This window comes from Providencia burhodogranariea DSM 19968, assembly GCF_000314855.2.
Classification (GTDB): Bacteria; Pseudomonadota; Gammaproteobacteria; order Enterobacterales; family Enterobacteriaceae; genus Providencia; species Providencia burhodogranariea.
Window position 1 is genome coordinate 6,406 of sequence record NZ_KB233228.1, and the last position, 24,909, is coordinate 31,314.

Genomic DNA, 24,909 nt, shown 5'->3' on the forward strand with positions numbered 1-24,909 from the left:
CATGAATATAAAATAGACAAATCCTTTTATTTCCCGCCTCATTATTACTCAATAAAAAATCGCATTTGCTTAGAATAATGGTAAATTATTAGAAATGATAATTGAAATGGTAATCATTTTTATTTAAACTATCTGTATGTGATTTATACAGGTAGATGCTATGTACGTATGTCTTTGTGAAGCCATAACAGATAAGCAAATCAGAAATGCTGCCCGTAAGTTTCAGGTAACATCGTTGAAAGGGCTACGTCAGATCCTTCCCATCGGTCGTGAATGTGGAAAATGCATTAGACAAACGCGTGAAATTTTAGAAGATGAATTACGAATACTAGAAGAAATTGATATCGCTGATGTAGCGTAATCGAAATAATAATCATTTATCTTATTCATTAATAAGTAACTTTTATTTTCAATCTCTAATTTAAAATTAGTCATTCATCAAATTTCAGTACTACACTTGTAATACTGGAAGCGATGGAGAATAAAAAAATGAAAGGCGATAAAAAAATGATAGCTCATCTCAATAAGTTGTTGGGTAATGAGTTAGTCGCGATTAATCAATATTTTTTGCATGCACGTATGTTTAAAAATTGGGGGTTAACTCGCCTCAATGAAGTGGAATATCATGAGTCAATTGATGAAATGAAGCACGCGGACAAGTATATAGAGCGTATTCTTTTCCTTGAAGGGCTTCCCAACTTACAAGATCTTGGCAAATTGAATATTGGTGAAGATGTTGAAGAAATGCTAGTCTCCGATCTTAATTTGGAATTAGATGGCGCAAAGAACCTTAAAGAGGCAATTAGCTACGCTGATTCAATCCATGATTATGTGAGCCGGGATCTGATGATTGAGATTCTAGCTGATGAAGAAAATCATATTGATTGGATAGAAACCCAATTAGATTTAATCAAACGTATTGGAATTCAAAATTATACCCAGGCTCAAATTCTCGAAGAATAGCTAAGTTTGTATGTTTAAATTTGATTTAAATAACGCCCCATATATTGTATGCAATAATGGGGCGTTATTATTTGTGCGCATGTTAAGTTTAGAACAGAAAATTTCGCACATATTACCCCCGATTACTTGCGTTTAAAATTCAGTTGCGTATAATGCGCGAGCTTACTGATTAGTAAGCCCTAGATTTTAGGTCTTAAAGATCAGTATTGAGTTAACGATTTGTTGCTCATTTAGACAATACTCCCGATTTGGGAGTTACATCAAGAACGATTACACTCCCCCATCAATCGAAATGGGTGCGAGGAGTAATCATTTACGTTTATAAAATAGTTGGAGCTCTGGTCTCATGCAGAACCAAAGAATCCGTATCCGCCTGAAAGCCTTTGATCATCGTTTAATCGATCAATCAACTGCGGAAATCGTAGAGACTGCTAAGCGCACTGGTGCGCAAGTTCGTGGTCCTATCCCGCTGCCGACACGTAAAGAGCGTTTTACCGTTCTGATCTCTCCGCACGTTAACAAAGATGCGCGTGATCAGTATGAAATTCGCACTCACAAACGTCTGGTTGACATCGTTGAGCCAACCGAAAAGACCGTTGATGCTCTGATGCGTCTGGACCTGGCTGCTGGTGTAGACGTGCAGATCAGCCTGGGTTAATCAGGTCGTCGAACGATTGAGAGGTTGAAACAATGATTGGTTTAGTCGGTAAAAAAGTGGGAATGACTCGTATCTTCACTGAAGATGGCGTTTCTATCCCTGTAACAGTTATCGAAATCGAAAATAACCGCGTTACTCAAGTTAAAACTGCAGAAACTGACGGTTACAATGCAATTCAGGTAACTACTGGTAGCAAAAAAGCTAACCGTGTAGCTAAGCCTGAAGCAGGACATTTCGCTAAAGCTGGCGTCGAAGCTGGCCGTATTCTGCGTGAATTCCGTATCGAAGATGGTACTGAATTTAGTGCAGGACAAAGCATTAGCGTTGAAATTTTCGCTGACGTTAAAAAAGTCGACGTTACTGGTACATCTAAAGGTAAAGGTTTTGCCGGCACAGTTAAGCGCTGGAATTTCCGTACTCAAGATGCTACTCACGGTAACTCCTTGTCACACCGTGTTCCGGGTTCTATCGGTCAGAACCAGACTCCGGGCAAAGTGTTCAAAGGCAAGAAAATGGCAGGCCAACTGGGTAATGAACGTGTAACTGTTCAGAGCTTAGATGTAGTACGTGTTGACGCTGAGCGCAACCTGCTGCTGGTCAAAGGTGCTGTTCCAGGAGCAACTGGTAGCAACCTGATCGTAAAACCGGCTGTCAAGGCTTAACGTCGAGGAGATAGGAATGGAATTGGTAATGAAAGACGCGCAAAGCGCGCTGACTGTTTCCGAAACTACCTTCGGGCGTGATTTCAATGAAGCGCTTGTTCACCAAGTAGTTGTTGCATATGCAGCTGGTGCTCGTCAAGGTACTCGTGCTCAGAAAACTCGTGCTGAAGTTTCTGGTTCAGGTAAAAAACCATGGCGTCAAAAAGGCACTGGTCGTGCACGTGCTGGTTCTGTTAAGAGCCCAATTTGGCGCTCTGGTGGTGTTAGCTTTGCAGCTAAGCCACAGGACCACAGTCAAAAAGTTAATAAGAAGATGTACCGCGGTGCTCTGAAGAGCATTCTGTCTGAATTGGTACGTCAAGATCGTCTGATCGTTGTCGAGAAGTTCTCTGTTGAAGCACCTAAAACTAAGTTGCTAGCACAGAAACTGAAAGATATGGCTCTGGAAGATGTGCTGATCATCACTGCTGAACTGGATGAAAATCTGTTTTTAGCAGCACGTAACCTGTATAAGGTTGACGTACGTGATGCAGCGGGTATCGACCCAGTTAGCCTGATCGCCTTCGACAAAGTGGTTATGACTGCTGAAGCTGTGAAGCAAGTTGAGGAGATGCTGGCATGATCCGTGAAGAACGTCTGCTAAAAGTACTGCGCGCGCCGCATGTATCTGAAAAAGCTTCTACAGCGATGGAAAAAACAAATACCATCGTTCTCAAAGTTGCGAAAGACGCGACTAAAGCAGAAATCAAAGCTGCTGTGCAGAAACTGTTTGAAGTCGAAGTTGAAGGTGTTAACACTTTGCTTGTAAAAGGCAAAACTAAACGCCACGGTCAGCGTTTCGGTCGTCGTAGTGACTGGAAAAAAGCTTACGTTACGCTGAAAGAAGGCCAGAATCTGGACTTCATTGGCGGCGCAGAGTAAGTCGGAGGAGTAAAGAACAATGGCAATTGTTAAATGTAAACCTACGTCTCCGGGCCGTCGCCACGTTGTTAAAGTGGTTAACCCTGAGCTGCATAAGGGTAAACCTTATGCTCCGCTGTTAGAGAAAAGCAGCAAATCCGGTGGTCGTAACAACAATGGTCGTATCACCACTCGTCACATTGGTGGTGGCCATAAGCAACACTATCGTCTAGTTGACTTTAAACGCAACAAAGATGGTATCCCTGCTGTTGTTGAACGTTTGGAATATGATCCAAACCGTTCTGCGAACATCGCACTAGTTCTATATAAAGACGGTGAACGTCGTTATATCCTTGCACCTAAAGGCTTGAAAGCTGGTGACCAGATTCAATCTGGTGTAGATTCAGCAATCAAAGCTGGTAATGCACTGCCTATGCGCAATATCCCTGTTGGTTCCACAGTTCATAATATTGAATTGAAACCAGGTAAAGGTGGACAGTTAGCGCGTTCAGCAGGTACTTACGCTCAGATCGTTGCTCGTGATGGTGCTTATGTCACCCTGCGTCTACGTTCTGGTGAAATGCGTAAAGTTCTGGCAGATTGCCGTGCAACTTTAGGTGAAGTTGGTAACGCTGAACATATGTTACGTGTTTTGGGTAAAGCTGGTGCTAGCCGCTGGCGTGGTATTCGTCCTACCGTTCGTGGTACGGCGATGAACCCAGTCGATCACCCACATGGTGGTGGTGAAGGTCGTAACTTTGGTAAACACCCTGTAACACCTTGGGGCGTTCAAACCAAAGGTAAGAAAACTCGTAGCAATAAGCGTACTGATAAGTTCATCGTACGTCATCGTTCTAAAAAATAATTAGAGGATAAGCCATGCCACGTTCTCTCAAGAAAGGTCCTTTCATTGACCTACACTTGCTGAAGAAGGTAGAGAAAGCGGTGGAAAGCGGAGACAAGAAGCCTCTCAAGACTTGGTCCCGTCGTTCAACGATCTTTCCTAATATGATCGGATTGACCATCGCTGTCCATAATGGTCGTCAGCATGTTCCAGTTTTTGTTACCGATGAAATGGTTGGTCATAAACTGGGTGAATTCGCACCGACTCGCACTTATCGCGGCCATGCGGCTGATAAGAAAGCTAAGAAACGTTAAGGTAGGAGGAAGAGATGGAAACTTTAGCTATACATCGCCACGCTCGTTCTTCTGCCCAGAAGGTTCGCTTAGTGGCTGACCTGATTCGCGGTAAGAAAGTGTCGCAAGCTCTGGAAATTCTGACCTTTACCAATAAGAAAGCTTCTGGTTTAGTGAAGAAAGTACTTGAATCTGCAATTGCTAACGCAGAGCAAAACGATGGCGCTGACATTGATGACCTGAAAGTAGCGAAAATTTTCGTTGATGATGGTCCAACTATGAAACGCATCATGCCGCGTGCGAAAGGCCGTGCAGATCGTATTCTTAAGCGCACCAGCCACATCACTGTGGTTGTGTCCGATCGCTGAGACTCTGGAGACTAGCAATGGGTCAGAAAGTACATCCTAATGGTATTCGCCTGGGTATTGTCAAACCTTGGAACTCTACTTGGTACGCGAATACTAATGAATTCGCTGACAACCTAGACAGCGATTACAAAGTACGCCAGTACTTGAATAAAGAATTGGCAAAAGCGTCAATTTCACGCATCGTGATCGAGCGCCCTGCAAAAAGTATTCGTGTGACTATTCACACTGCTCGCCCAGGTATCGTTATCGGTAAGAAAGGTGAAGACGTAGAAAAACTGCGTAAAACAGTAGCGGATATCGCTGGTGTTCCTGCGCAAATTAATATCGCCGAAATTCGTAAACCAGAACTAGACGCTAAATTGGTTGCTGACAGTATCACTTCACAGTTGGAACGTCGTGTTATGTTCCGTCGTGCTATGAAGCGTGCTGTACAGAACGCTATGCGTCTGGGCGCTAAAGGTATCAAAGTTGAAGTCAGTGGCCGTTTAGGCGGTGCTGAAATCGCTCGTACCGAGTGGTATCGTGAAGGCCGTGTGCCACTGCACACATTACGTGCTGACATCGATTACAACACTTCAGAAGCGCACACCACTTACGGTGTTCTCGGCGTTAAGGTATGGATCTTCAAAGGTGAGATTCTGGGTGGTATGGCTGCTGTTGAACAAGCTGAGAAACCAGCTCCTCAACCTAAAAAGCAGCAGCGTAAAGGCCGCAAGTAAGGAGAGTCGCTGATGTTACAACCAAAGCGTACAAAATTCCGTAAGGTGCACAAAGGCCGCAACCGTGGTCTAGCGCAAGGTACGGATGTTAGCTTCGGCACTTTCGGTCTTAAAGCTGTGGGCCGTGGTCGTCTGACTGCACGTCAGATCGAAGCGGCACGTCGTGCTATGACCCGTGCAATTAAGCGTCAAGGTAAAATCTGGATTCGTGTATTCCCAGACAAACCAATTACCGAAAAACCACTCGAAGTTCGTATGGGTAAAGGTAAAGGTAACGTAGAATATTGGGTTGCTTTGATCCAGCCTGGTAAAGTCCTGTATGAAATGGACGGTGTGCCGGAAGAGCTGGCTCGTGAAGCATTCTCTCTGGCAGCAGCGAAACTGCCTATCAAAACCACCTTTGTAACTAAGACGGTGATGTAATGAAAGCACAAGAGCTGCGCGAAAAAAGCGTTGAAGAGCTGAACTCTGAACTGCTGAATCTGTTACGTGAGCAATTTAATCTTCGTATGCAGGCAGCAAGTGGTCAGCTGCAACAGTCTCATCTGTTGAAACAAGTGCGTCGCGATATCGCACGTGTGAAGACTTTACTGACTGAGAAGGCAGGTGCGTAATGAGCGATAAAATCCGTACTCTGCAAGGTCGTGTAGTTAGCGATAAAATGGAGAAATCTATTGTTGTTGCTATCGAGCGTATGGTGAAACACCCTCTGTATGGTAAATTCATCCGTCGTACGACTAAATTGCACGTACATGACGAGAACAATGAATGTGGAATCGGCGACGTGGTAGAAATCCGCGAAACCCGCCCACTGTCTAAGACTAAGTCTTGGGCCTTAGTTCGCGTTATTGAAAAAGCTGTTCTGTAATAGGATAGCCTTTTCAAACAAATAAACGGCTCTTTTTCACTGGGCCGTTTATTTTTCTGTCCATAACGAAGATGTGGTGTTATAATGCCGCGCCCTCGTATTATGGGTATATTGAACGGTCTCTTCAATAATGAAGTGGCTCAGTAGTAGTTGACATTTAGCGGAGCACTAAAATGATCCAAGAACAGACTATGCTGAACGTGGCCGACAACTCCGGTGCACGTCGCGTAATGTGTATCAAGGTTCTAGGTGGCTCGCACCGTCGCTACGCAGGCGTCGGCGACATCATTAAAATTACTGTAAAGGAAGCAATTCCACGCGGTAAAGTTAAGAAAGGTGATGTCCTGAAGGCGGTAGTGGTGCGCACCAAGAAGGGTGTACGTCGCCCGGACGGTTCTGTCATTCGCTTCGATAGTAATGCATGCGTTATTTTAAATAATAACAGCGAGCAGGTAGTCGGTACGCGTATTTTTGGGCCGGTAACTCGTGAACTTCGTAACGAGAAGTTTATGAAAATTATCTCTCTGGCACCAGAAGTACTCTAAGGAGCGGAACTATGGCAGCTAAAATCCGTCGTGATGACGAAGTTATCGTGCTGACTGGGAAAGATAAAGGTAAGCGCGGTAAAATAAAACAGGTTATTTCTTCTAGTAAAGTTATTGTTGAAGGTGTAAATCTGGTTAAAAAACATCAGAAGCCTGTCCCGGCACTGAACCAACCAGGTGGCATCGTTGAAAAAGAAGCGGCTATTCAAGTTTCTAACGTTGCAATCTTCAACACGGCTACTGGTAAGGCTGACCGTGTAGGCTTTAGATTCGAAGACGGAAAAAAAGTCCGTTTCTTCAAATCTAACAGTGAAACTATCAAGTAATTTTTGGAGTATACGATGGCGAAACTGCATGATTACTATAAAGACGAAGTAACTAAACAACTGATGACTCAGTTTGGTTACAATTCTGTCATGCAAGTCCCTCGGGTCGAGAAGATCACCCTGAATATGGGTGTTGGTGAAGCTATTGCTGACAAAAAACTGCTGGATAACGCAGCAGCTGATTTGACAGCAATCTCTGGTCAAAAACCATTGATCACCAAAGCACGCAAATCTGTTGCAGGCTTCAAAATCCGTCAGGGCTATCCAATCGGCTGTAAAGTAACCCTGCGTGGCGAACGCATGTGGGAGTTCTTTGAGCGACTGATTTCTATTGCTGTACCACGTATTCGTGACTTCCGTGGCTTGTCCGCTAAGTCATTTGATGGTCGTGGTAACTACAGCATGGGTGTACGTGAACAAATCATCTTCCCTGAAATCGATTACGATAAAGTGGATCGTGTACGTGGTTTAGATATTACTATCACCACTACTGCGAAATCAGATGATGAAGGTCGCGCACTGTTAGCAGCGTTCAACTTCCCGTTCCGCAAGTAAGGCAGGGTACTCATGGCTAAGAAATCTATGAAAGCGCGTGACGTTAAGCGTGCTAAATTAGCTGAGAAGTTCTTCGCAAAACGCGTTGAATTGAAAGCTATCATCTCTGATGTAAAAGCATCTGATGAAGATCGCTGGGACGCTGTTCTCAAGCTGCAAACACTGCCACGTGATTCAAGTCCTTCTCGTCAGCGTAACCGCTGCCGTCAAACTGGGCGTCCGCATGGTTTTCTGCGGAAATTTGGTCTGAGCCGTATTAAAGTCCGTGAAGCCGCTATGCGCGGTGAAATCCCGGGCCTTAAAAAGGCTAGTTGGTAATTGTCACCATATTGAATCACGGGAGTAAAGACAGATGAGCATGCAAGATCCCATCGCGGATATGCTGACCCGTATCCGTAACGGTCAGGCCGCGAATAAAGTTGCGGTCACCATGCCTTCCTCCAAGCTGAAAGTGGCTATTGCCAAAGTGCTTAAGGAAGAAGGCTATATTGAAGATTTTAAAATTGAAGGCGACATCAAGCCAGAATTGGAATTGACTATGCGTTATTTCCAAGGTAAGGCTGTTGTAGAAAGCATTCAGCGTGTAAGCCGTCCAAGTTTGCGCATCTATAAGAAAAAAGATGAGCTACCACAGGTTATGGCTGGTTTAGGTATCGCTGTTGTTTCTACCTCTAAAGGTGTCATGACTGATCGTGCAGCTCGCCAAGCTGGTCTTGGTGGCGAGATTCTCTGCTACGTAGCTTAATTCGGGAGGAAAGAATGTCTCGTGTGGCAAAAGCACCCGTCGTCATTCCTGCCGGCGTAGAGGTAAAACTCAACGGTCAGGTTATTTCGATTAAGGGTAAAAACGGCGAGCTTACTCGTACTATCCATAATGCAGTTGAAGTTAAACATGAAGCTGATCACTTAACTTTCGCTCCACGCGAAGGTTTTGCAGATGCATGGGCACAGGCGGGTACTTCTCGTTCTCTGCTTAACTCAATGGTTGTTGGTGTTACCGAAGGCTTCACTAAAAAGCTTCAATTGGTAGGTGTTGGTTACCGTGCAGCAATCAAAGGCAACGCAGTCAGCTTGTCTTTAGGTTTCTCGCATCCGGTTGAACACGCACTGCCAGCAGGCATTACTGCTGAATGTCCAACACAAACTGAAATCGTACTGAAAGGTGCGGATAAGCAAGTGATTGGTCAAGTCGCAGCAGAATTGCGTGCTTACCGTCGTCCTGAGCCTTATAAAGGCAAAGGTGTTCGTTACGCCGATGAAATCGTGCGTACCAAAGAGGCTAAGAAGAAGTAAGGTAACACTATGGATAAGAAAGCAGCTCGTATCCGTCGTGCGACCCGCGCACGCCGCAAGATCCAAGAGTTGGGTGCGACCCGCCTGGTGGTACATCGTACCCCACGCCATATTTATGCGCAGGTTATCGCTCCGAACGGTTCTGAAACTTTGGTGGCAGCTTCTACTACAGAAAAAGCTATCATTGAGCAAGTGAAATTCACTGGAAACAAAGACGCAGCATCAGTTGTTGGTAAATTAATTGCTGAACGCGCATTGGAAAAAGGCATCAAAGTTGTTGCTTTTGACCGTTCTGGTTTCCAATATCATGGTAGAGTCCAGGCACTGGCAGATGCTGCCCGTGAAGCTGGCCTTCAGTTCTAAGGTAGAGGTGTAAGATGGCTCACATCGAGAAACAAGCTGGCGAACTGCAGGAAAAGCTGATCGCGGTAAACCGCGTAGCAAAAACCGTTAAAGGTGGCCGTATTTTCAGCTTTACCGCACTAACAGTTGTTGGTGATGGTAACGGTCGCGTAGGTTTTGGCTACGGCAAAGCGCGCGAAGTTCCGGCAGCAATCCAGAAAGCGATGGAAAAAGCCCGTCGCAGCATGAAAACCGTTGCTTTAAACAACGGCACAGTGTTCCACCCTGTGAAAGGTACACACACCGGTTCGCGTGTGTTTATGCAACCTGCTCACGAAGGTACCGGTATTATTGCCGGTGGTGCAATGCGTGCTGTTTTAGAAGTAGCTGGAGTTCGCAACGTACTGGCTAAAACCTATGGTTCCACAAACCCAATCAACGTGGTTCGTGCAACACTGGATGCTTTAGACAGCATGAAGTCTCCAGAAATGGTCGCAGCTAAGCGTGGAAAATCCGTCGAAGAAATTCTGGGGTAATCGGCCATGGCTAAGACTATTAAAATTACACAAGTTCGCAGTTCAATTGGTCGTTTGCCTAAACACAAGGCAACTCTGACTGGTTTAGGTCTGCGCCGCATTGGTCATACTGTAGAGCGTGAGGACACTCCTGCTGTTCGCGGTATGGTCAACTTGGTTTCCTACATGGTTAAAGTTGAGGAGTAAGAGATGCGTTTAAATACTCTGTCTCCGGCTGAAGGTGCCAAGCAGGCGCCTAAACGCGTAGGTCGTGGTATCGGTTCTGGTCTGGGTAAAACTGGCGGACGTGGTCACAAAGGTCAGAAGTCTCGTTCTGGTGGTGGCGTACGTCGCGGTTTCGAAGGCGGCCAGATGCCATTATATCGTCGTTTGCCGAAATTTGGCTTCACTTCACGCAAAGCAATGATCACTGCAGAGATTCGTCTGTCTGATTTTGCTGCTGTTGAAGGCGATGTTATTGATCTGAACGCACTTAAAGCCGCGAATGTTGTTGGCATCCAGATTGAATATGCGAAAGTTATCCTGTCTGGCGAAGTTAATCGTGCAGTTACTGTGCGTGGTCTTCGTGTTACTAAAGGTGCTCGCGCTGCGATTGAAGCTGCCGGCGGTAAAATTGAGGAATAAGTGACAGATGGCTAAACAACCAGGACTAGATTTTCAAAGTGCCAAGGGTGGAGTTGGTGAACTGAAGCGCAGACTTTTGTTTGTTATCGGTGCACTAATCGTTTTCCGAATTGGTTCTTTTATTCCAATTCCTGGTATTGATGCCACTGTGCTTGCCAAATTGCTCGAACAGCAACAAGGCACCATCATTGACATGTTTAACATGTTCTCTGGTGGTGCTCTTAGCCGAGCTTCTATCTTTGCTTTGGGTATTATGCCGTATATTTCTGCGTCCATTATTGTCCAATTATTATCAGTGGTTAATCCACGATTAGCAGAGATCAAGAAGGAAGGTGAAGCAGGTCGTCGGAAGATAAGTCAATATACCCGTTGGGGTACATTGGTATTAGCAATATTCCAATCAATTGGTATTGCAATGGGTCTTCCGAATATGCCAGGGATGCAAGGGCTAGTTATTGATCCGGGTCTCCCGTTTTACTTCACGGCTGTTGTTAGCTTAGTCACCGGAACCATGTTTTTAATGTGGTTGGGTGAGCAGATAACTGAAAGAGGTATTGGTAACGGTATCTCAATCATTATCTTCGCTGGTATTGTTGCGGGTCTCCCGCCAGCTATTGGCCATACTATCGAGCAAGCTCGGCAAGGCGATCTGCACTTCCTCCTGTTGCTGTTGGTTGCAGTGCTCGTATTCGCGGTAACTTTCTTTGTTGTATTTATGGAGCGTGGTCAACGTCGTATCGTCGTTAACTATGCTAAACGTCAACAAGGACGCCGTGTTTATGCTGCACAAAGTACACATTTACCATTGAAAGTGAATATGGCGGGTGTAATTCCTGCAATTTTTGCTTCCAGTATCATACTGTTCCCGGGTACAATAGCATCTTGGTTCGGTGATGGAACTGGCTGGGACTGGCTGACTACGATTTCTATGTATTTACAGCCTGGTCAACCATTGTATGTGTTACTTTATGCTTCTGCGATCATCTTCTTCTGTTTCTTCTATACGGCATTGGTTTTCAATCCTAGAGAAACAGCAGATAACCTGAAGAAGTCCGGTGCATTTGTACCAGGAATTCGTCCGGGAGAGCAAACGGCCAAGTACATTGATAAGGTAATGACTCGCCTAACTTTAGTTGGTGCACTGTATATTACCTTCATCTGCCTAATCCCGGAGTTCATGCGTGACGCAATGAAAGTACCTTTTTACTTTGGTGGTACTTCCCTCTTAATCGTGGTAGTCGTTATCATGGACTTTATGGCTCAAGTGCAAACTCTAATGATGTCAAGTCAGTATGAGTCTGCATTGAAGAAAGCAAATCTAAAAGGTAAGTAATTACTTAAAGTAATTATGGTTTGCTTAAGAAGTTACGGAGAGTAAAAATGAAAGTTCGTGCTTCCGTCAAGAAATTATGCCGTAACTGTAAAATTATTCGTCGCCATGGTAGTGTTCGTGTAATTTGCAGTGTTGAACCAAGACATAAACAACGTCAAGGTTAAGAAAAAGCATTTTTTTCTTGCAAAGTTGGGTTGAGCTGGCTAAATTAGCCAGCCAATCTTTTTATCGAAGATACATTATTGTTTGAGTATCCTGAAAACGGGCTTTTCAGCACAGTAATGTATATTTTAACTTAGGAGTGCATAGTGGCCCGTATAGCAGGCATTAACATTCCTGATCATAAACATACCGTAATCGCTTTAACATCGATTTACGGCATCGGCAAAACACGTTCACAGGCTATCTGTGAATCAACTGGTATTGCTGAAAATGTTAAGATCAGTGAGCTGTCTGAAGAACAAATCGACAAGCTGCGTGACGAAGTTGCCAAGTATGTGGTAGAAGGTGACCTACGTCGTGAAATTACCCTGAGCATCAAGCGTCTGATGGACCTTGGATGTTATCGTGGTTTACGTCATCGTCGTGGTCTACCAGTGCGCGGTCAGCGTACTAAGACTAACGCTCGTACCCGCAAGGGTCCGCGTAAGCCGATCAAGAAATAAGTCGGGGTATTGAATAATGGCAAAGGCACCAGTTCGTGCACGTAAGCGTGTAAGAAAGCAAGTCTCAGACGGTGTGGCTCATGTCCATGCTTCTTTCAACAACACAATCGTTACTATTACTGATCGTCAGGGTAACGCATTAGGTTGGGCAACTGCCGGTGGTTCCGGTTTCCGTGGTTCTCGCAAATCCACTCCGTTTGCAGCGCAAGTTGCAGCAGAGCGTTGCGCAGAAGCCGTGAAAGAATACGGTATCAAGAACCTGGAAGTTATGGTTAAGGGACCGGGTCCTGGTCGCGAATCAACAATTCGTGCTCTGAACGCCGCAGGTTTTCGCATCACTAATATTACTGATGTGACTCCTATCCCTCATAACGGTTGTCGCCCACCGAAAAAACGTCGCGTTTAATACGTTTCGTTTTTAGGACTGTTGGAGAAAGAAAATGGCTAGATATTTGGGTCCCAAGCTCAAGCTGAGCCGTCGCGAAGGCACAGACCTCTTTTTGAAGTCTGGTGTGCGCGCGATTGACACCAAGTGTAAATTAGAACAGGCACCAGGCCAGCACGGTGCGCGTAAACCGCGTCTGTCTGACTATGGTGTTCAGTTACGTGAAAAACAAAAAGTTCGTCGTATTTTCGGTGTTCTGGAACGTCAATTCCGTAACTATTATAAAGAAGCAACACGTCTGAAAGGCAACACAGGTGAGAACCTGCTGACTCTGCTAGAAGGTCGTCTTGATAACGTCGTTTACCGTATGGGCTTTGGCGCAACTCGCGCAGAAGCACGTCAAATGGTTAGCCATAAAGCTATCATGGTAAATGGTCACGTAGTTAACATCGCTTCTTATCAGGTTTCCCCGAATGACGTTATCAGCGTTCGTGAAAAAGCGAAAAAACAGTCTCGTATTAAGGCTGCTTTAGAGCTGGCTGAACAGCGTGAGAAGCCAACTTGGCTGGAAGTTGATGCTGCTAAGATGGAAGGTGTGTTCAAACGTATTCCTGAACGTACTGACTTGTCTGCGGACATTAACGAACACCTGATCGTCGAGCTTTACTCCAAGTAAAGCTTAGCACCAAAGAGAGGACACAATGCAGGGTTCTGTGACAGAGTTTCTAAAACCGCGCCTGGTAGATATCGAGCAAGTGAGTTCGACGCACGCCAAGGTGACCCTTGAGCCTTTAGAGCGTGGCTTTGGCCATACTCTTGGTAACGCACTGCGCCGTATTCTGCTTTCGTCTATGCCGGGTTGTGCGGTGACAGAGGTTGAGATTGATGGTGTACTGCATGAGTACAGCACCAAAGAAGGTGTACAGGAAGATATCCTGGAGATTCTCCTCAACCTGAAAGGGCTGGCGGTAAAAGTTCAGGGTAAAGATGAAGTTATTTTAACCTTGAATAAATCTGGCATTGGCCCTGTGACTGCAGCCGACATCGTCCATGATGGCGATGTCGAAATCGTCAAGCCGCAGCACATCATCTGCCACCTAACTGACGAAAGCGCTTCTATTAATATGCGCATTAAAGTACAGCGTGGTCGTGGTTATGTGCCGGCTTCTGCCCGAGTACATTCGGAAGAAGATGAGCGCCCAATCGGTCGTTTGTTAGTCGATGCTTGCTATAGCCCTGTAGAGCGTATTGCCTACAATGTTGAAGCAGCTCGTGTTGAGCAACGTACAGACTTGGATAAGTTAGTCATTGAAATGGAAACTAACGGTACAATCGATCCTGAAGAGGCGATTCGTCGTGCAGCGACCATTCTGGCTGAACAACTTGAAGCTTTTGTTGACCTACGCGATGTTCGTCAACCTGAAGTTAAAGAAGAGAAACCAGAATTCGATCCTATCTTATTGCGCCCAGTTGACGATCTGGAATTGACTGTCCGCTCTGCTAACTGCCTTAAAGCAGAAGCTATCCACTACATCGGTGATTTAGTACAGCGTACTGAAGTTGAGTTGCTTAAAACGCCTAACCTTGGTAAGAAATCTCTTACTGAAATTAAGGACGTATTGGCATCTCGTGGTCTTTCTCTGGGCATGCGCCTAGAAAATTGGCCACCAGCAAGTATTGCTGATGATTAAGATCACAGGTTAAGGTTTTACTGAGAAGGATAAGGTCATGCGCCATCGTAAGAGTGGTCGTCAATTGAACCGCAACAGCAGCCACCGCCAAGCTATGTTCCGTAACATGGCAGGTTCTTTAGTTCGTCATGAAATCATCAAGACGACTCTGCCTAAAGCGAAAGAACTGCGTCGCGTCGTTGAGCCGCTGATTACTCTTGCCAAGACCGACAGCGTAGCTAATCGTCGTCTGGCATTCGCCCGTACTCGTGATAACGAGATCGTGGCAAAATTATTTAATGAACTGGGACCTCGCTTTGCAGCTCGTGCTGGCGGTTACACTCGTATTCTTAAGTGTGGCCACCGTACAGGTGACAATGCTCCGATGGCTTACATCGAACTTGTTGACCGTGCTGTTGAGTCTCAAGAAGTAGTTACAGAGTAATCTGTCTACTTTCAAAAAAACCGGGTATATTTGCCCGGTTTTTTTGTATCTGCTATTCTAGCCTTTTCACTAACCTTCACTGACTTGATTTATTCCGTTTCAGCCCATATTTAAATGTGGAATATTTATGAATATGTATAAAATTGGACAGATTGCGCGTCTTGCTGATGTAACACCAGATACTATACGTTTTTATGAAAAACAAGGTTTGATGGGGCACAAGGTGAGAACTGAAGGCGGCTATAGATTATTCACAGATCAAGATTTACAGCGGCTTCGTTTTATTCGTTATGCAAAAAAGTTAGGTTTTACCTTAGAAGCAATAACAGAGCTATTATCTATACGCGTAGATCCTGAACATCATACATGCCAGGAATCTAAACAAATTGTTGATGTGCGTTTATTTGAAGTTGAAAAAAAAATCCAAGAACTTATTATTATGCGTGATTCGTTAAAAATGCTTAGCTCAGCTTGTTGCGGAGAAGAGCATGCGACAACATATTGCTCTATAATGGAGATCCTTGAAAAAGGTGCATCGAAGGTTTATTAACTTAGGAAAAATGTTTAATCTTATAACTTAAAGAAGGTAATATCATGAGCCAATATCAGCATAAGCGTGGCCAGATTAAAGATAATGCAATAGAAGCATTACTGCATGATCCATTATTTAGGCAAAGAGTGGAAAGAAATAAAAAAGGAAAAGGTAGTTATAACCGTAAAGGGAAAGTTAACAAAGGCAGTAACTGGGAGGCCAGTGGTAATCTGTTAATAGACGGATTACCACTGGCTTTTTAGTATTTATTTCTTATTTTGTTCTTTTAATAAATCACGAATTTCTGATAGTAATACTTCTTCTTTACTTGGTGCCGGTGGCGCTGCTGGCTCCGCTTCTCTTTCACGACGAACCCGATTCATCACTTTAATAGCAAGGAAAATAGCAAACGCTACGATAATAAAATCAAATACCGTTTGTAGGAATATACCATAGTTCAAAATAACGGCGGGTATATCACCTTGAGCAGCTCTTAAAATAACACTAAATTGATTGAAATCTACTCCACCAATTAGGAGTCCAAGGGGGGGCATTATAATATCAGCAACTAATGAAGAAACAATTTTGCCGAATGCAGCACCAATAATGATACCCACGGCCATATCGACAACATTGCCTCTCATTGCAAATTCGCGAAACTCTTTTAAAAAACTCATTTAACCTCCTAGTAAGAAAACTTTTTGCTATAAGTATTTATTTAACAAATTATAGTATCTAGATCAATTGTGCTGCAAATGGATCCTGCATTTATTCATTGTCACTATAAAAAGAAAGGACTTGGCTGAAACAGTTTCTCGACATCTGGAACATATTTTTTATCGGTTATAAACATGATGACATGGTCACCTTGCTCAATAATATGATAATCACTCGCAATAATAACTTCATCTTCCCTTACGAATGCACCAATAATGGTTCCTGGGGGTAATTTAATTTCAGAAATTTTCTTACCTACGACTTTCGATGTATTTTCATCACCATGCGCAATTGCTTCAATTGCTTCAGCAACACCTCGTCTTAATGACGAAACACTGACAATATCCGCTTTTCTAACATGGCCTAGTAGTGCTGAAATAGTTGCTTGTTGTGGTGAAACCGCTATATCAATGACTCCACCTTGAACTAACTCAACATAAGCAGAACGTTGAATTAATACCATTGCTTTTTTTGCTCCCATTTTTTTGGCTAGCATAGCAGACATGATATTTGCTTCATCGTCGTTGGTCAGAGCTATAAATACATCTATTTGCTCAATATGTTCTTCTGTTAGTAATTCCTGATCAGAGGCATCGCCATAAAAAACGATTGTATCGTGTAATAATTCAGCAAGTTCTGTTGCACGTTGTTGATTTCGCTCTATAAGCTTAACACTATAATTTTTTTCTAATCTCTTAGCTAAACCAGCTCCAACATTACCGCCACCGACTATCATGAGGCGTTTATAAGGTTTTTCTAATCTCTGCAACTCACTCATTACTGCTCGAATATGTTGCGTTGATGCAACAAAAAAAACTTCGTCACCTGCTTCAATAATGGTTGATCCCTGAGGTCGTATAGGTCGATCTTGGCGAAATATAGCAACAACTCTCGTATCAATGTGTGGCATATGTTCACGTAAGCTCGATAGTGCATTACCAACAAGCGAACCGCCATAATATGCTTTAACAGCAACAATACTGACTTTACCTTCTGCAAAGTTGACTACTTGTAGAGCACCAGGATATTGAATTAATTTATAAATATAATCAATTACTAACTGTTCTGGTGATATTAGGTAATCGATAGGGATCTGTTCAGGTAAAAAAAGCTTATCTGCTTCTCGAATATATTCAGTTGCCCTAATACGTGCAATTTTATTTGGTGTATTAAAAAGGCTATAGGCAATTTGGCATGCGATCATGTTAGTTTCATCAGAGCTAGTGACTGCTACCAACATATCCGCATCTTCTGCTCCAGCATCTCGTAGTACACGAGGATGAGAGCCATGACCATTCACAACGCGTAGATCAAACTGATCTTGCAATTGGCGTAAGCGATCTGCATTTGTATCAACGACAGTAATATCATTGTTTTCATCTACTAGGTTCTCAGCGAGAGTACCACCAACCTGCCCAGCACCTAAAATAATGATTTTCATTGAATATTCCTATCTCAGATAAGTTTTTATAGGGTCAGTTTGCTAGTTTTATCAACCGCGCGTAAAAGAAACCATCGCCACCTGTAGTATTTGGTAGTATTTGTAGCCCTGCAGTTGTCCCATCATTAAGTACAGCATCAGAATGCTTAGCAAGAAATTTTTGTATCTGTAGGCTATTCTCTTCAGGCATTACAGAACATGTTGCATAAACGAGGGTGCCACCAATTTTCAAGTAAGGCCACACTGATTCTAATATTTGGCTTTGAAGTTCAGTTAGCTCATTAATATCTGAATCACGTCTTAACCATTTGATATCAGGATGACGGCGAATTACACCTGTTGCGGAGCAGGGTGCATCGAGAAGGATGCGGTCAAATTGTTGTCCATGTGCCCATTCCTCAGGTTTTGTTCCATCACCTTGAATTACAGTTGCATGCTGTTGCAGACGCGATAAGTTTTCTTTTACACGTTTAAGGCGATTTTCATCGATATCAACAGCGAGCACATTTGCTTTAGGCGCAAGTTCTAGTATATGGGTTGTTTTGCCGCCAGGTGCCGCACATAAGTCGAGAATATTTTCATTATCTCTTGGTTCAAGTAATTCAGCACACCCTTGAGCAGAAACATCTTGCACTGTTGACCAGCCCTGTTCAAAGCCGGGTAATTTTGTGACCGAGGTCGGTTCAGACAAACAAATTGCAGATGGATGAGTTGGGTGTAACTGTGAGGTAATCCCTATTTCTTCTAATAATTGTTGATATTGACTAGCACTATTATGTTGTGAGTTAGCTCTTAGCCACATTGGGGGACGTTGGTTATTAGCTTCTACAATTGCTTTCCATTCATCAGGATATGCATTTTGTAGGCGCTTTAATAACCAAGTTGGGTGAAGGTACTGGCTATTATTGTTTATGTTGCGTTCTTCAAGCTGCTCTTGCTGACGCTGAAATGAGCGTAATACACCATTAATGAGACCTTTTAATTGTGGGCGTTTTAGTGCAACGGCACCATTAACGGTTTCAGCAAGTGCAGCGTGCGCTGGAATACGAGTATAGAGCAACTGATAAATACCAACCATGATGAGATAGTGGAGTGTCCGCTGTTTACCAGTTAAGGGTTTGTCCATTAACTGATTGATAAACCATTCAAGTTTAGGTAAATAGCGTAAAACACCAAAGCAAATCTCTTGTAACAGAGATTTATCTTTATCATTTATATTTCTTTGCAGTTCAGGTAGTACGGTACTAAGAGATTGGCCATTATCGAGTACTTGACCAATGGCGATTGCTGCGATGCTACGCAAATTATATGTATTTTTCATAAGTGAGGATAAATCTATTAGTGGCTGAAATAAGATTGCCTGATTTGTAGCCAGACAATCTTATTGGCATTTAATCAAGTTGTTGTCCGGGAGTGAACCATTCTTTACGAGAGTTGAGTAAATCTTGTGCTCCCATCGCTTTTTTACCAGGCGGTTGCAACTGGGTGATATTAAGTACCCCATTGCCAGTAGCTACGCATATCCCATTTTTATCGGCGCTAATTATGGTTCCCGGTTTTTCATTATGGTCTTCTGAAATGACTTTTGCCTGCCAGACTTTTATTAATTGCTCTTGAACGATGAAATAGCTCATAGGCCAAGGGTTAAAAGCCCTAGTACAACGCTCGATTTGTTCTGCGGATTGCTGCCAATTAATTCGAGCTTCGTCTTTCGATAATTTTTCTGCGTAATTCGCCAAAGTATCATCTTGTTTTTCAGCAATGCACTCTTGATTCGATATTAGATCTATAGTGTGAATTAATGCTTCAGGGCCTACGAGTGCTAATTTTTCGTAAATGGTGGCACTTGTATCTTCAGGCATAATTGGACAAGTCGCTTTATAAAGCATATCTCCAGTATCAAGGCCCTCATCCATTTGCATTATGGTAATACCAGTCTCAGTATCACCAGCCCAAATAGAGCGTTGAATAGGAGCAGCCCCACGCCATCGCGGTAGCAAAGAGCCATGAACGTTTAGGCAGCCGAGACGCGGTAGATTTAATACAGTTTTTGGCAAAATAAACCCATAAGCCACTACGATCATTAAGTCAGCATTTTGATCTTTGATCCATTGATGACTCTCTTCATTTTTCAGTGTTGTTGGCTGAAAAATAGGAATTTGATTCTCTTGTGCTAGTACCTTGACTGGGCTCGGTGTCAGTTTTTTGCCTCTTCCTGCAGGTTTATCCGGTGGCGTGAGAACACCTACAACCTGGTGCTTAGTTTTAAGCAAAGCGGCTAAATGACCAGCAGCAAAATCAGGTGTACCTGCAAAGATAATTTTTAATGGTTCTGACACTTTTATTTTCCTGTATAAATTATGTCTAATCAGCTTTTTTTGCTTCTTTGGCTCTCATTCTATCCAGCTTTTCAACTCTTTGTCGGATACGTTGACGCTTTAATGGGGATAGATAATCAACAAAAAGCTTACCAACAAGATGATCCATTTCATGCTGGATACAAATAGCAAGCAAGCCATCAGCTTCTAGTTCGAAACTTTCGCCATTGTAGTCAAGAGCGCGTATTTTAACTTTTTCAGCTCTTGGCACAAAGCCATGTTGCTCTGGGATAGAAAGACAGCCTTCCTCAATACCTGTTTCACCTGATTTATCTAATAACTCAGGGTTAATAAGTACAAGCCGTTCATCACGTGTTTCAGACACATCAATAACGATAATCCGTTGATGGATATTAACTTGGGTCGCAGCAAGGCCGATACCCTCTTCGTCATACATTGTCTCGAACATATCATCAATAATATGTTGAATTTCGGCATCAATTTTTTCTACTGGCTTCGCAATAGTGCGTAAGCGTTCGTCTGGGTAATGTAATACATTTAATACTGACATAGATTTTTTCGAGCTGCGTCCAAAAATGTGAATAGGAATTAATGCCTATTCTAGACATTTATCGGTGACATTGACAGTATTGGTTATGATTTGTTCATTGATGAACTCGTTAACGATAATGTCAGGAAGATACGATGGATACCCAAGAAATTTGGTTAAGAATGTCTCAAGTCAGTCGGCTATCGCCACATAAGGCATTACAAATTATTAATAAACTAATTTCATTAGGTCAAACTAGTTATTTCGTTTTACATCAGTGTGGGTTAAGTGAATTACAGTGCTTACAGTTTCAGCACTTTCAATCGTCACGATTAATACAAACGCTTCAGTGGCTTGAAAAAGAAGAAAATCAAATAATTACATATTGTGACCAACAATATCCTTTCTTATTAAAACAAATTGCTAATCCACCACTTATTCTTTTTGTGTCAGGAAAAAGTGAATTAATAACGACAACACAAATTGCAGTAGTTGGTAGTAGACAAACCAGTGAATATGGTCGCAAATGGACTGAATTGTTTGTAAGAGAATTTATTAGCTATGGACTGACAGTAACAAGCGGGTTAGCACTTGGTATAGATGGAGTGAGTCATAAGGCAGCACTCGATGCAAAAGGAAAAACCGTCGCTGTACTAGGAAGTGGATTAGGATATATCTATCCTAAACAACATATCCTACTTGCAGATCAAATTAAGGAAGAAGGAGTGTTAGTTTCTGAGTATTTACCTGATACTCCACCATTACCTAAGCAATTCCCACGGCGAAACCGAATTATTAGTGGTTTAAGTAAGGCAACGGTTGTCATTGAGGCTGGTTTAAAGAGTGGATCATTAATTACTGCTCGCTATGCTATTGAACAAAATAGAGATCTTTTTACATTACCTGCACCACTCGGCAACTCAGCTTTTAGTGGGAACCATTGGTTATTACAGCAAGGTGCATATTTATTAGTAGAACCGGAAGATATCAAGCATCATATAGTTGGCGGGTTAAACTGGGTAGCATCAGAATCAATAACAGATGAAAATACATCATCTGAATTTAATCGCTCAGAAAATAAAATATTGCGTCTGGTTGAGTATCAACCTATCCCCGCAGATGTGATTGCTGAACGTGCACAACAATCGATAATAGAGGTTATTTCTATTTTGACTGAGTTGGAAATAGAGGGGCTGATTGCATCCGTTGCTGGTGGATATATAAAATTAAGTTAGCTGGTTAAGAGAAAAACATGGCAAATCAATTACCTTTTGAAACAGAGAAAAGTGAAAGTTGTCCTGAATGTGGTTCTTTGCTTGTCATTCGCAACGGAGCTCATGGGCCTTTCTTTGCTTGTTCTTCTTATCCTCAATGTCATTATATTAAGCCAATGCGGCCTTCTTCTGATAGCCATATAATAAAGGTTTTAGAAGGACAAGCATGTCCTAGTTGTGGATATGACTTAGTCTTAAAGCAAGGGCGATTTGGCATGTTTATAGGATGCAGTCATTATCCTGAATGTGAGCATATCGAATTGATAGATAAGCCAGATGAAACAAAGGTGGCGTGTCCGCAATGCAAGACCGGACATCTTTTACAGCGTAAGTCTCGGTTTGGAAAAACATTCTATGCATGCGATAGCTATCCATCATGCCAGTTTATTCTAAACAATAAGCCTGTTTCTGGTGAGTGTGAGTTTTGTCATTATCCATTACTTATGGAAAAAAGGGGAACTCAAGGAGTAAGATTATTTTGTGCCAGCAAACGCTGTGGTAAATCACAAAAAGAATAATGAGCTAAAATTATGCAAAATGAATCTATACCTGCAATTGAAAATATTATCTCTTCTCTTAATGAAGGGAATGTTATCGCATATCCAACAGAAGCCGTTTTTGGGCTAGGCTGCGATCCGGATAACGAACAAGCTGTTAATAAATTACTTGAATTAAAGCAGCGGTCTTGGGAGAAAGGACTGATCCTCATTGCTGATAACTATGAACAACTAAAAAATTATGTTGATGATAGCCAGTTAACTGATGAACAGAAACAAGTGATGTTTTCCAGCTGGCCAGGGCCTGTCACTTGGGTGATTCCAGCAAAAAAATCCACAGGAAAATGGTTAACGGGCCAATTTGATACCTTGGCCGTGAGGGTAACAAACCACGAGTTAGTAAAATTACTTTGTCGCAAATATGGAAAACCATTGGTCTCAACAAGCGCGAATCTCAGTGGGCTGGATCCTTGTAGAACGACCAATGAAGTTATTGAACAGTTCAAGGGAAGTATTCCCGTACTTGATGGTTTAGTGGGGGGACGCCAAAATCCGTCAGAAATTCGAAATGCGAAAACTGGCCAACTATATCGTAAAGGGTAAGTATCACATGGGAACGTATGCCGTTTTTGGAAATCCAATTGAACACAGTAAATCACCTGTAATACATAAGATGTTTGCAGAGCAAATAGGTATTTCACTTGAGTACAACCGCATTTTGTCATCAGTAGAGTATTTTGAGAAAACATTTACTGATTTCTTTATACAAGGTGGTAAAGGGGCAAATGTTACTCTTCCTTTTAAAGAACGAGCATATCAGGTAGTTTCTGAGTTGACGGATAGAGCTCAATCATGTGGTGCGGTCAATACAGTCATGAAACTCGATGATAGTCGGCTATTGGGTGATAATACAGATGGGGTTGGGCTGTTATTAGATCTTCAAAGACTTAATTTTATTCATCGTGATAGTAAGGTATTAATTATTGGTGCTGGTGGAGCAACTCGAGGTGCTTTGTTGCCCCTTCTTGAGTATGGTTGTGATATCACGCTAACTAATAGAACTTTCTCTAAAGTGGAAGAACTAGTTAATCAATTTGCTAGTTTCGGAAAAATGAAGGGTATAGCGATCGAGCAGATCACATCAGTAGATTTCGATCTTATCATTAATGCGACTTCTTCCGGAGTAAATGGCGAAATTCCGGCAATTAATCCCATCGTGTTTTCTCAACGGGTGGCATGTTATGACATGTTCTATCAAAATACATTAACGCCTTTTTTATCCTTTGCGAAACAACATCAGGTAAATCAATTGGCAGATGGCTTGGGCATGTTAGTCGGACAAGCAGCATTTGCTTTTAAGTTATGGCATGGTGTTCTTCCAGAAATTGAACCAGTACTTTCGGCGTTACAAAAGGCGTTGAAAGCATGAATCAGGCGATTCAATTCCCAGACCGTGAAGAGTGGAATGTGATAACCCGAAAGGTACATTTTCCTGTATTAATAAATGGAATGCTGGCGGAATGCACTGTATCAGAATCTTTACTTCATAAGAGATATAGCTTGAATGTAGAGGCTATATCTTTATTCCAAGATAATCGTTGGGATATAGAAGAAGAATTCGAGGTCTTGATTAAACAAGACCCTGATCAAGAAAGTGGTACTTATTCGTTACCTGAAGATAAGTAATCGTTTTTCCATTGAACATAGTTATCAGCAGAATAACGTAGATGCTCTAATTCACTTTCTGTTAGTTTACGTGCTGCTTTTGCAGGGCTACCGACATAAAGGTAGCCACTTTCCAAATTTTTACCTTGGGTAACTAAACTATTGGCACCTATAACAACATCATTTTGAATAATTACGCCATCAAGTACTATAGAGCCCATTCCAACTAATACTCTATTTCCGATTGTACATCCATGAAGCATAACTTTATGCCCAATTGTGACATCTTCGCCAATAACTAAAGGGTTTCCCTCTGGATTACTGGGTGACTTGTGAGTGACATGCAAAACAGAACCATCTTGTATATTTGTACGAGCACCGATTTCAATATAGTTAACATCACCACGCAATACAGCCAAGGGCCAAATGCTTACATCTTCAGCAATTCGAACATCACCAATGACAACGGAAGAGGAATCGATAAAAACATTAGAAGCAACGGTTGGATAAATCTCTAAGTAAGGTCTTAAATGCTTGTTCATAGTGGTAGGCCCATTTGGTTAGAGGAATTAGAAGAGTAATCGATATCTATTCATACTATGAAGAGACAAGATATTCAAAGATGAAGTGCTGCAACAGGATATTTATTGCTTGTTTTATCAGCATAATGCTAGAAAAAAAAACATTATGCTGCTTTTATCTTCAAACAGTGTTTTTTTTCAAAAAAATACTTGCGAGATTTTCTCAGCTCCCTATAATGCGCATCCACTGACCCACGATGAGTCAACGCAGAACGCGGTGACAAGCTAACAGGCACAACGTAGTCAGTGAGAGAATCTGAAAAGATAAGCGAAAAAAAAGCTTGACTCTCAACGAGGTTAGCGTAATATGCAACACCTCGCGACACTGACCTAAATGGTT

44 protein-coding genes are annotated in these 24,909 nt (G+C 42.6%); 37 read left to right on the top strand and 7 right to left on the bottom strand.

Translation table 11 applies throughout. From position 1 onward, the window contains the following. Positions 1–160 precede the first annotated feature (160 nt). The 32 genes from bfd to OOA_RS19580 all read left to right on the top strand — a co-directional run bounded on the left by bfd (position 161) and on the right by OOA_RS19580 (position 15,789). Entirely contained in the window at positions 161–361 is a 201-nt protein-coding gene (gene bfd / locus OOA_RS19425) for a bacterioferritin-associated ferredoxin (RefSeq protein WP_008913877.1), read from the top strand. 128 nt (positions 362–489) lie between these two features. Then, positions 490–963 (top strand): bacterioferritin, encoded by a 474-nt coding sequence (gene bfr / locus OOA_RS19430; protein WP_008913878.1) that lies wholly within the window; start codon positions 490–492, stop codon positions 961–963. 346 nt (positions 964–1,309) lie between these two features. Continuing rightward, positions 1,310–1,621: a 30S ribosomal protein S10 gene (gene rpsJ, locus OOA_RS19435; RefSeq protein WP_001181005.1), complete on the top strand. Its 312-nt coding sequence runs from the start codon at positions 1,310–1,312 to the stop codon at positions 1,619–1,621. A 32-nt stretch (positions 1,622–1,653) separates the two neighbouring features. After that, positions 1,654–2,283 carry a 50S ribosomal protein L3 gene (rplC, locus tag OOA_RS19440; protein WP_008913879.1) on the top strand — a complete coding sequence of 210 codons (630 nt, stop codon included), beginning with the start codon at positions 1,654–1,656 and terminating at the stop codon, positions 2,281–2,283. A gap of 16 nt (positions 2,284–2,299) precedes the next feature. Beyond that, positions 2,300–2,905: a 50S ribosomal protein L4 gene (rplD, locus tag OOA_RS19445; protein ID WP_008913880.1), complete on the top strand. Its 606-nt coding sequence runs from the start codon at positions 2,300–2,302 to the stop codon at positions 2,903–2,905. Next, complete coding sequence (gene rplW / locus OOA_RS19450) at positions 2,902–3,204, top strand: 50S ribosomal protein L23 (protein ID WP_008913881.1); 303 nt, start codon at positions 2,902–2,904, stop codon at positions 3,202–3,204. Before rplD ends, rplW begins: the two co-directional genes overlap by 4 nt. 19 nt (positions 3,205–3,223) lie before the next feature. After that, a complete protein-coding gene (rplB, locus tag OOA_RS19455) occupies positions 3,224–4,048 on the top strand; it encodes a 50S ribosomal protein L2 (protein WP_008913882.1) in 825 nt (274 codons plus the stop codon). Between the two features lie 14 nt (positions 4,049–4,062). Further along, positions 4,063–4,341, top strand: coding sequence for a 30S ribosomal protein S19 (gene rpsS, locus OOA_RS19460; RefSeq protein WP_004265426.1), 279 nt, complete (start codon positions 4,063–4,065; stop codon positions 4,339–4,341). 14 nt (positions 4,342–4,355) lie between these two features. Continuing rightward, entirely contained in the window at positions 4,356–4,688 is a 333-nt protein-coding gene (gene rplV, locus OOA_RS19465) for a 50S ribosomal protein L22 (RefSeq protein ID WP_008913883.1), read from the top strand. Positions 4,689–4,705: 17 nt separating this feature from the next. After that, on the top strand, positions 4,706–5,407 hold the full coding sequence (gene rpsC / locus OOA_RS19470) for a 30S ribosomal protein S3 (RefSeq protein WP_008913884.1): 702 nt from the start codon (positions 4,706–4,708) through the stop codon (positions 5,405–5,407). A gap of 12 nt (positions 5,408–5,419) precedes the next feature. Then, a complete protein-coding gene (gene rplP, locus OOA_RS19475) occupies positions 5,420–5,830 on the top strand; it encodes a 50S ribosomal protein L16 (protein WP_004265436.1) in 411 nt (136 codons plus the stop codon). Continuing rightward, positions 5,830–6,021 carry a 50S ribosomal protein L29 gene (gene rpmC, locus OOA_RS19480; RefSeq protein ID WP_008913885.1) on the top strand — a complete coding sequence of 64 codons (192 nt, stop codon included), beginning with the start codon at positions 5,830–5,832 and terminating at the stop codon, positions 6,019–6,021. The genes rplP and rpmC overlap by 1 nt, the downstream gene beginning before the upstream one ends. Beyond that, positions 6,021–6,275: a 30S ribosomal protein S17 gene (rpsQ, locus tag OOA_RS19485; protein WP_008913886.1), complete on the top strand. Its 255-nt coding sequence runs from the start codon at positions 6,021–6,023 to the stop codon at positions 6,273–6,275. Before rpmC ends, rpsQ begins: the two co-directional genes overlap by 1 nt. A 173-nt stretch (positions 6,276–6,448) precedes the next feature. After that, positions 6,449–6,820 (top strand): 50S ribosomal protein L14, encoded by a 372-nt coding sequence (gene rplN, locus OOA_RS19490; RefSeq protein WP_008913887.1) that lies wholly within the window; start codon positions 6,449–6,451, stop codon positions 6,818–6,820. Between the two features lie 11 nt (positions 6,821–6,831). Next, positions 6,832–7,146, top strand: coding sequence for a 50S ribosomal protein L24 (rplX, locus tag OOA_RS19495; RefSeq protein WP_008913888.1), 315 nt, complete (start codon positions 6,832–6,834; stop codon positions 7,144–7,146). 15 nt (positions 7,147–7,161) lie between these two features. Then, a complete protein-coding gene (gene rplE, locus OOA_RS19500; protein ID WP_008913889.1) occupies positions 7,162–7,701 on the top strand; it encodes a 50S ribosomal protein L5 in 540 nt (179 codons plus the stop codon). Between the two features lie 12 nt (positions 7,702–7,713). Next, positions 7,714–8,019, top strand: a complete 306-nt coding sequence (gene rpsN, locus OOA_RS19505) for a 30S ribosomal protein S14 (protein ID WP_004265458.1) — start codon at positions 7,714–7,716, stop codon at positions 8,017–8,019. A gap of 34 nt (positions 8,020–8,053) precedes the next feature. Further along, positions 8,054–8,446 carry a 30S ribosomal protein S8 gene (gene rpsH / locus OOA_RS19510; protein ID WP_008913890.1) on the top strand — a complete coding sequence of 131 codons (393 nt, stop codon included), beginning with the start codon at positions 8,054–8,056 and terminating at the stop codon, positions 8,444–8,446. Between the two features lie 14 nt (positions 8,447–8,460). Continuing rightward, positions 8,461–8,994, top strand: a complete 534-nt coding sequence (gene rplF / locus OOA_RS19515) for a 50S ribosomal protein L6 (protein WP_008913891.1) — start codon at positions 8,461–8,463, stop codon at positions 8,992–8,994. A 9-nt stretch (positions 8,995–9,003) separates the two neighbouring features. Continuing rightward, positions 9,004–9,357, top strand: a complete 354-nt coding sequence (gene rplR / locus OOA_RS19520; RefSeq protein WP_008913892.1) for a 50S ribosomal protein L18 — start codon at positions 9,004–9,006, stop codon at positions 9,355–9,357. A 14-nt stretch (positions 9,358–9,371) separates the two neighbouring features. After that, positions 9,372–9,872, top strand: coding sequence for a 30S ribosomal protein S5 (gene rpsE, locus OOA_RS19525; RefSeq protein WP_008913893.1), 501 nt, complete (start codon positions 9,372–9,374; stop codon positions 9,870–9,872). A gap of 6 nt (positions 9,873–9,878) precedes the next feature. Beyond that, positions 9,879–10,058 carry a 50S ribosomal protein L30 gene (gene rpmD / locus OOA_RS19530; protein ID WP_008913894.1) on the top strand — a complete coding sequence of 60 codons (180 nt, stop codon included), beginning with the start codon at positions 9,879–9,881 and terminating at the stop codon, positions 10,056–10,058. A 3-nt stretch (positions 10,059–10,061) separates the two neighbouring features. Beyond that, a complete protein-coding gene (gene rplO, locus OOA_RS19535) occupies positions 10,062–10,496 on the top strand; it encodes a 50S ribosomal protein L15 (protein ID WP_008913895.1) in 435 nt (144 codons plus the stop codon). 7 nt (positions 10,497–10,503) lie between these two features. Then, a complete protein-coding gene (gene secY, locus OOA_RS19540; protein ID WP_008913896.1) occupies positions 10,504–11,829 on the top strand; it encodes a preprotein translocase subunit SecY in 1,326 nt (441 codons plus the stop codon). Between the two features lie 47 nt (positions 11,830–11,876). Then, positions 11,877–11,993 carry a 50S ribosomal protein L36 gene (gene rpmJ / locus OOA_RS19545; protein ID WP_006816323.1) on the top strand — a complete coding sequence of 39 codons (117 nt, stop codon included), beginning with the start codon at positions 11,877–11,879 and terminating at the stop codon, positions 11,991–11,993. Positions 11,994–12,137: 144 nt separating this feature from the next. Next, positions 12,138–12,494, top strand: a complete 357-nt coding sequence (rpsM, locus tag OOA_RS19550; protein ID WP_008913897.1) for a 30S ribosomal protein S13 — start codon at positions 12,138–12,140, stop codon at positions 12,492–12,494. A gap of 16 nt (positions 12,495–12,510) precedes the next feature. Next, positions 12,511–12,900 (top strand): 30S ribosomal protein S11, encoded by a 390-nt coding sequence (rpsK, locus tag OOA_RS19555; RefSeq protein ID WP_004138423.1) that lies wholly within the window; start codon positions 12,511–12,513, stop codon positions 12,898–12,900. Between the two features lie 34 nt (positions 12,901–12,934). After that, on the top strand, positions 12,935–13,555 hold the full coding sequence (rpsD, locus tag OOA_RS19560; protein WP_008913898.1) for a 30S ribosomal protein S4: 621 nt from the start codon (positions 12,935–12,937) through the stop codon (positions 13,553–13,555). 25 nt (positions 13,556–13,580) lie between these two features. Then, complete coding sequence (locus tag OOA_RS19565; RefSeq protein ID WP_008913899.1) at positions 13,581–14,570, top strand: DNA-directed RNA polymerase subunit alpha; 990 nt, start codon at positions 13,581–13,583, stop codon at positions 14,568–14,570. A 37-nt stretch (positions 14,571–14,607) separates the two neighbouring features. Beyond that, entirely contained in the window at positions 14,608–14,994 is a 387-nt protein-coding gene (rplQ, locus tag OOA_RS19570; RefSeq protein ID WP_008913900.1) for a 50S ribosomal protein L17, read from the top strand. A 133-nt stretch (positions 14,995–15,127) separates the two neighbouring features. Further along, positions 15,128–15,544 carry a Zn(2+)-responsive transcriptional regulator gene (gene zntR, locus OOA_RS19575; RefSeq protein ID WP_008913901.1) on the top strand — a complete coding sequence of 139 codons (417 nt, stop codon included), beginning with the start codon at positions 15,128–15,130 and terminating at the stop codon, positions 15,542–15,544. A 44-nt stretch (positions 15,545–15,588) separates the two neighbouring features. Beyond that, positions 15,589–15,789: an alternative ribosome-rescue factor A gene (locus tag OOA_RS19580; RefSeq protein ID WP_008913902.1), complete on the top strand. Its 201-nt coding sequence runs from the start codon at positions 15,589–15,591 to the stop codon at positions 15,787–15,789. Positions 15,790–15,792: 3 nt separating this feature from the next. Here the strand turns inward: OOA_RS19580 and mscL are convergent, their stop codons facing one another. The 5 genes from mscL to def form a co-directional block, all read right to left on the bottom strand. Further along, positions 15,793–16,203 (bottom strand): large-conductance mechanosensitive channel protein MscL, encoded by a 411-nt coding sequence (gene mscL, locus OOA_RS19585; protein WP_008913903.1) that lies wholly within the window; start codon positions 16,201–16,203, stop codon positions 15,793–15,795. 104 nt (positions 16,204–16,307) lie between these two features. After that, complete coding sequence (gene trkA, locus OOA_RS19590) at positions 16,308–17,684, bottom strand: Trk system potassium transporter TrkA (RefSeq protein ID WP_008913904.1); 1,377 nt, start codon at positions 17,682–17,684, stop codon at positions 16,308–16,310. 34 nt (positions 17,685–17,718) lie between these two features. Beyond that, a complete protein-coding gene (gene rsmB, locus OOA_RS19595; RefSeq protein WP_008913905.1) occupies positions 17,719–19,005 on the bottom strand; it encodes a 16S rRNA (cytosine(967)-C(5))-methyltransferase RsmB in 1,287 nt (428 codons plus the stop codon). A gap of 70 nt (positions 19,006–19,075) precedes the next feature. Next, a complete protein-coding gene (gene fmt, locus OOA_RS19600) occupies positions 19,076–20,023 on the bottom strand; it encodes a methionyl-tRNA formyltransferase (protein ID WP_008913906.1) in 948 nt (315 codons plus the stop codon). Between the two features lie 25 nt (positions 20,024–20,048). Then, positions 20,049–20,573 (bottom strand): peptide deformylase, encoded by a 525-nt coding sequence (def, locus tag OOA_RS19605; RefSeq protein ID WP_008913907.1) that lies wholly within the window; start codon positions 20,571–20,573, stop codon positions 20,049–20,051. Between the two features lie 134 nt (positions 20,574–20,707). On the opposite strand from def, the gene dprA reads away from it, so the two are divergent. From dprA to OOA_RS19630, 5 genes are read left to right on the top strand one after another with little or no spacing between them, the layout of a single operon-like run. Further along, entirely contained in the window at positions 20,708–21,787 is a 1,080-nt protein-coding gene (dprA, locus tag OOA_RS19610) for a DNA-processing protein DprA (RefSeq protein WP_008913908.1), read from the top strand. 17 nt (positions 21,788–21,804) lie between these two features. Continuing rightward, positions 21,805–22,344 (top strand): DNA topoisomerase family protein, encoded by a 540-nt coding sequence (locus OOA_RS19615; protein ID WP_008913909.1) that lies wholly within the window; start codon positions 21,805–21,807, stop codon positions 22,342–22,344. Positions 22,345–22,356: 12 nt separating this feature from the next. Beyond that, complete coding sequence (tsaC, locus tag OOA_RS19620; RefSeq protein ID WP_008913910.1) at positions 22,357–22,926, top strand: L-threonylcarbamoyladenylate synthase type 1 TsaC; 570 nt, start codon at positions 22,357–22,359, stop codon at positions 22,924–22,926. A 7-nt stretch (positions 22,927–22,933) separates the two neighbouring features. Continuing rightward, entirely contained in the window at positions 22,934–23,752 is an 819-nt protein-coding gene (gene aroE / locus OOA_RS19625) for a shikimate dehydrogenase (protein ID WP_008913911.1), read from the top strand. Further along, complete coding sequence (locus tag OOA_RS19630) at positions 23,749–24,009, top strand: DUF1488 family protein (RefSeq protein ID WP_008913912.1); 261 nt, start codon at positions 23,749–23,751, stop codon at positions 24,007–24,009. Before aroE ends, OOA_RS19630 begins: the two co-directional genes overlap by 4 nt. On the opposite strand, the gene OOA_RS19635 is transcribed toward OOA_RS19630, so the two are convergent. After that, positions 23,985–24,530, bottom strand: coding sequence for a gamma carbonic anhydrase family protein (locus OOA_RS19635; protein WP_008913913.1), 546 nt, complete (start codon positions 24,528–24,530; stop codon positions 23,985–23,987). The genes OOA_RS19630 and OOA_RS19635 overlap by 25 nt on opposite strands. A 143-nt stretch (positions 24,531–24,673) precedes the next feature. Beyond that, positions 24,674–24,909: hypothetical protein (locus tag OOA_RS20970; protein ID WP_236611282.1), on the bottom strand; the 236-nt coding region annotated here is incomplete at its 5' end.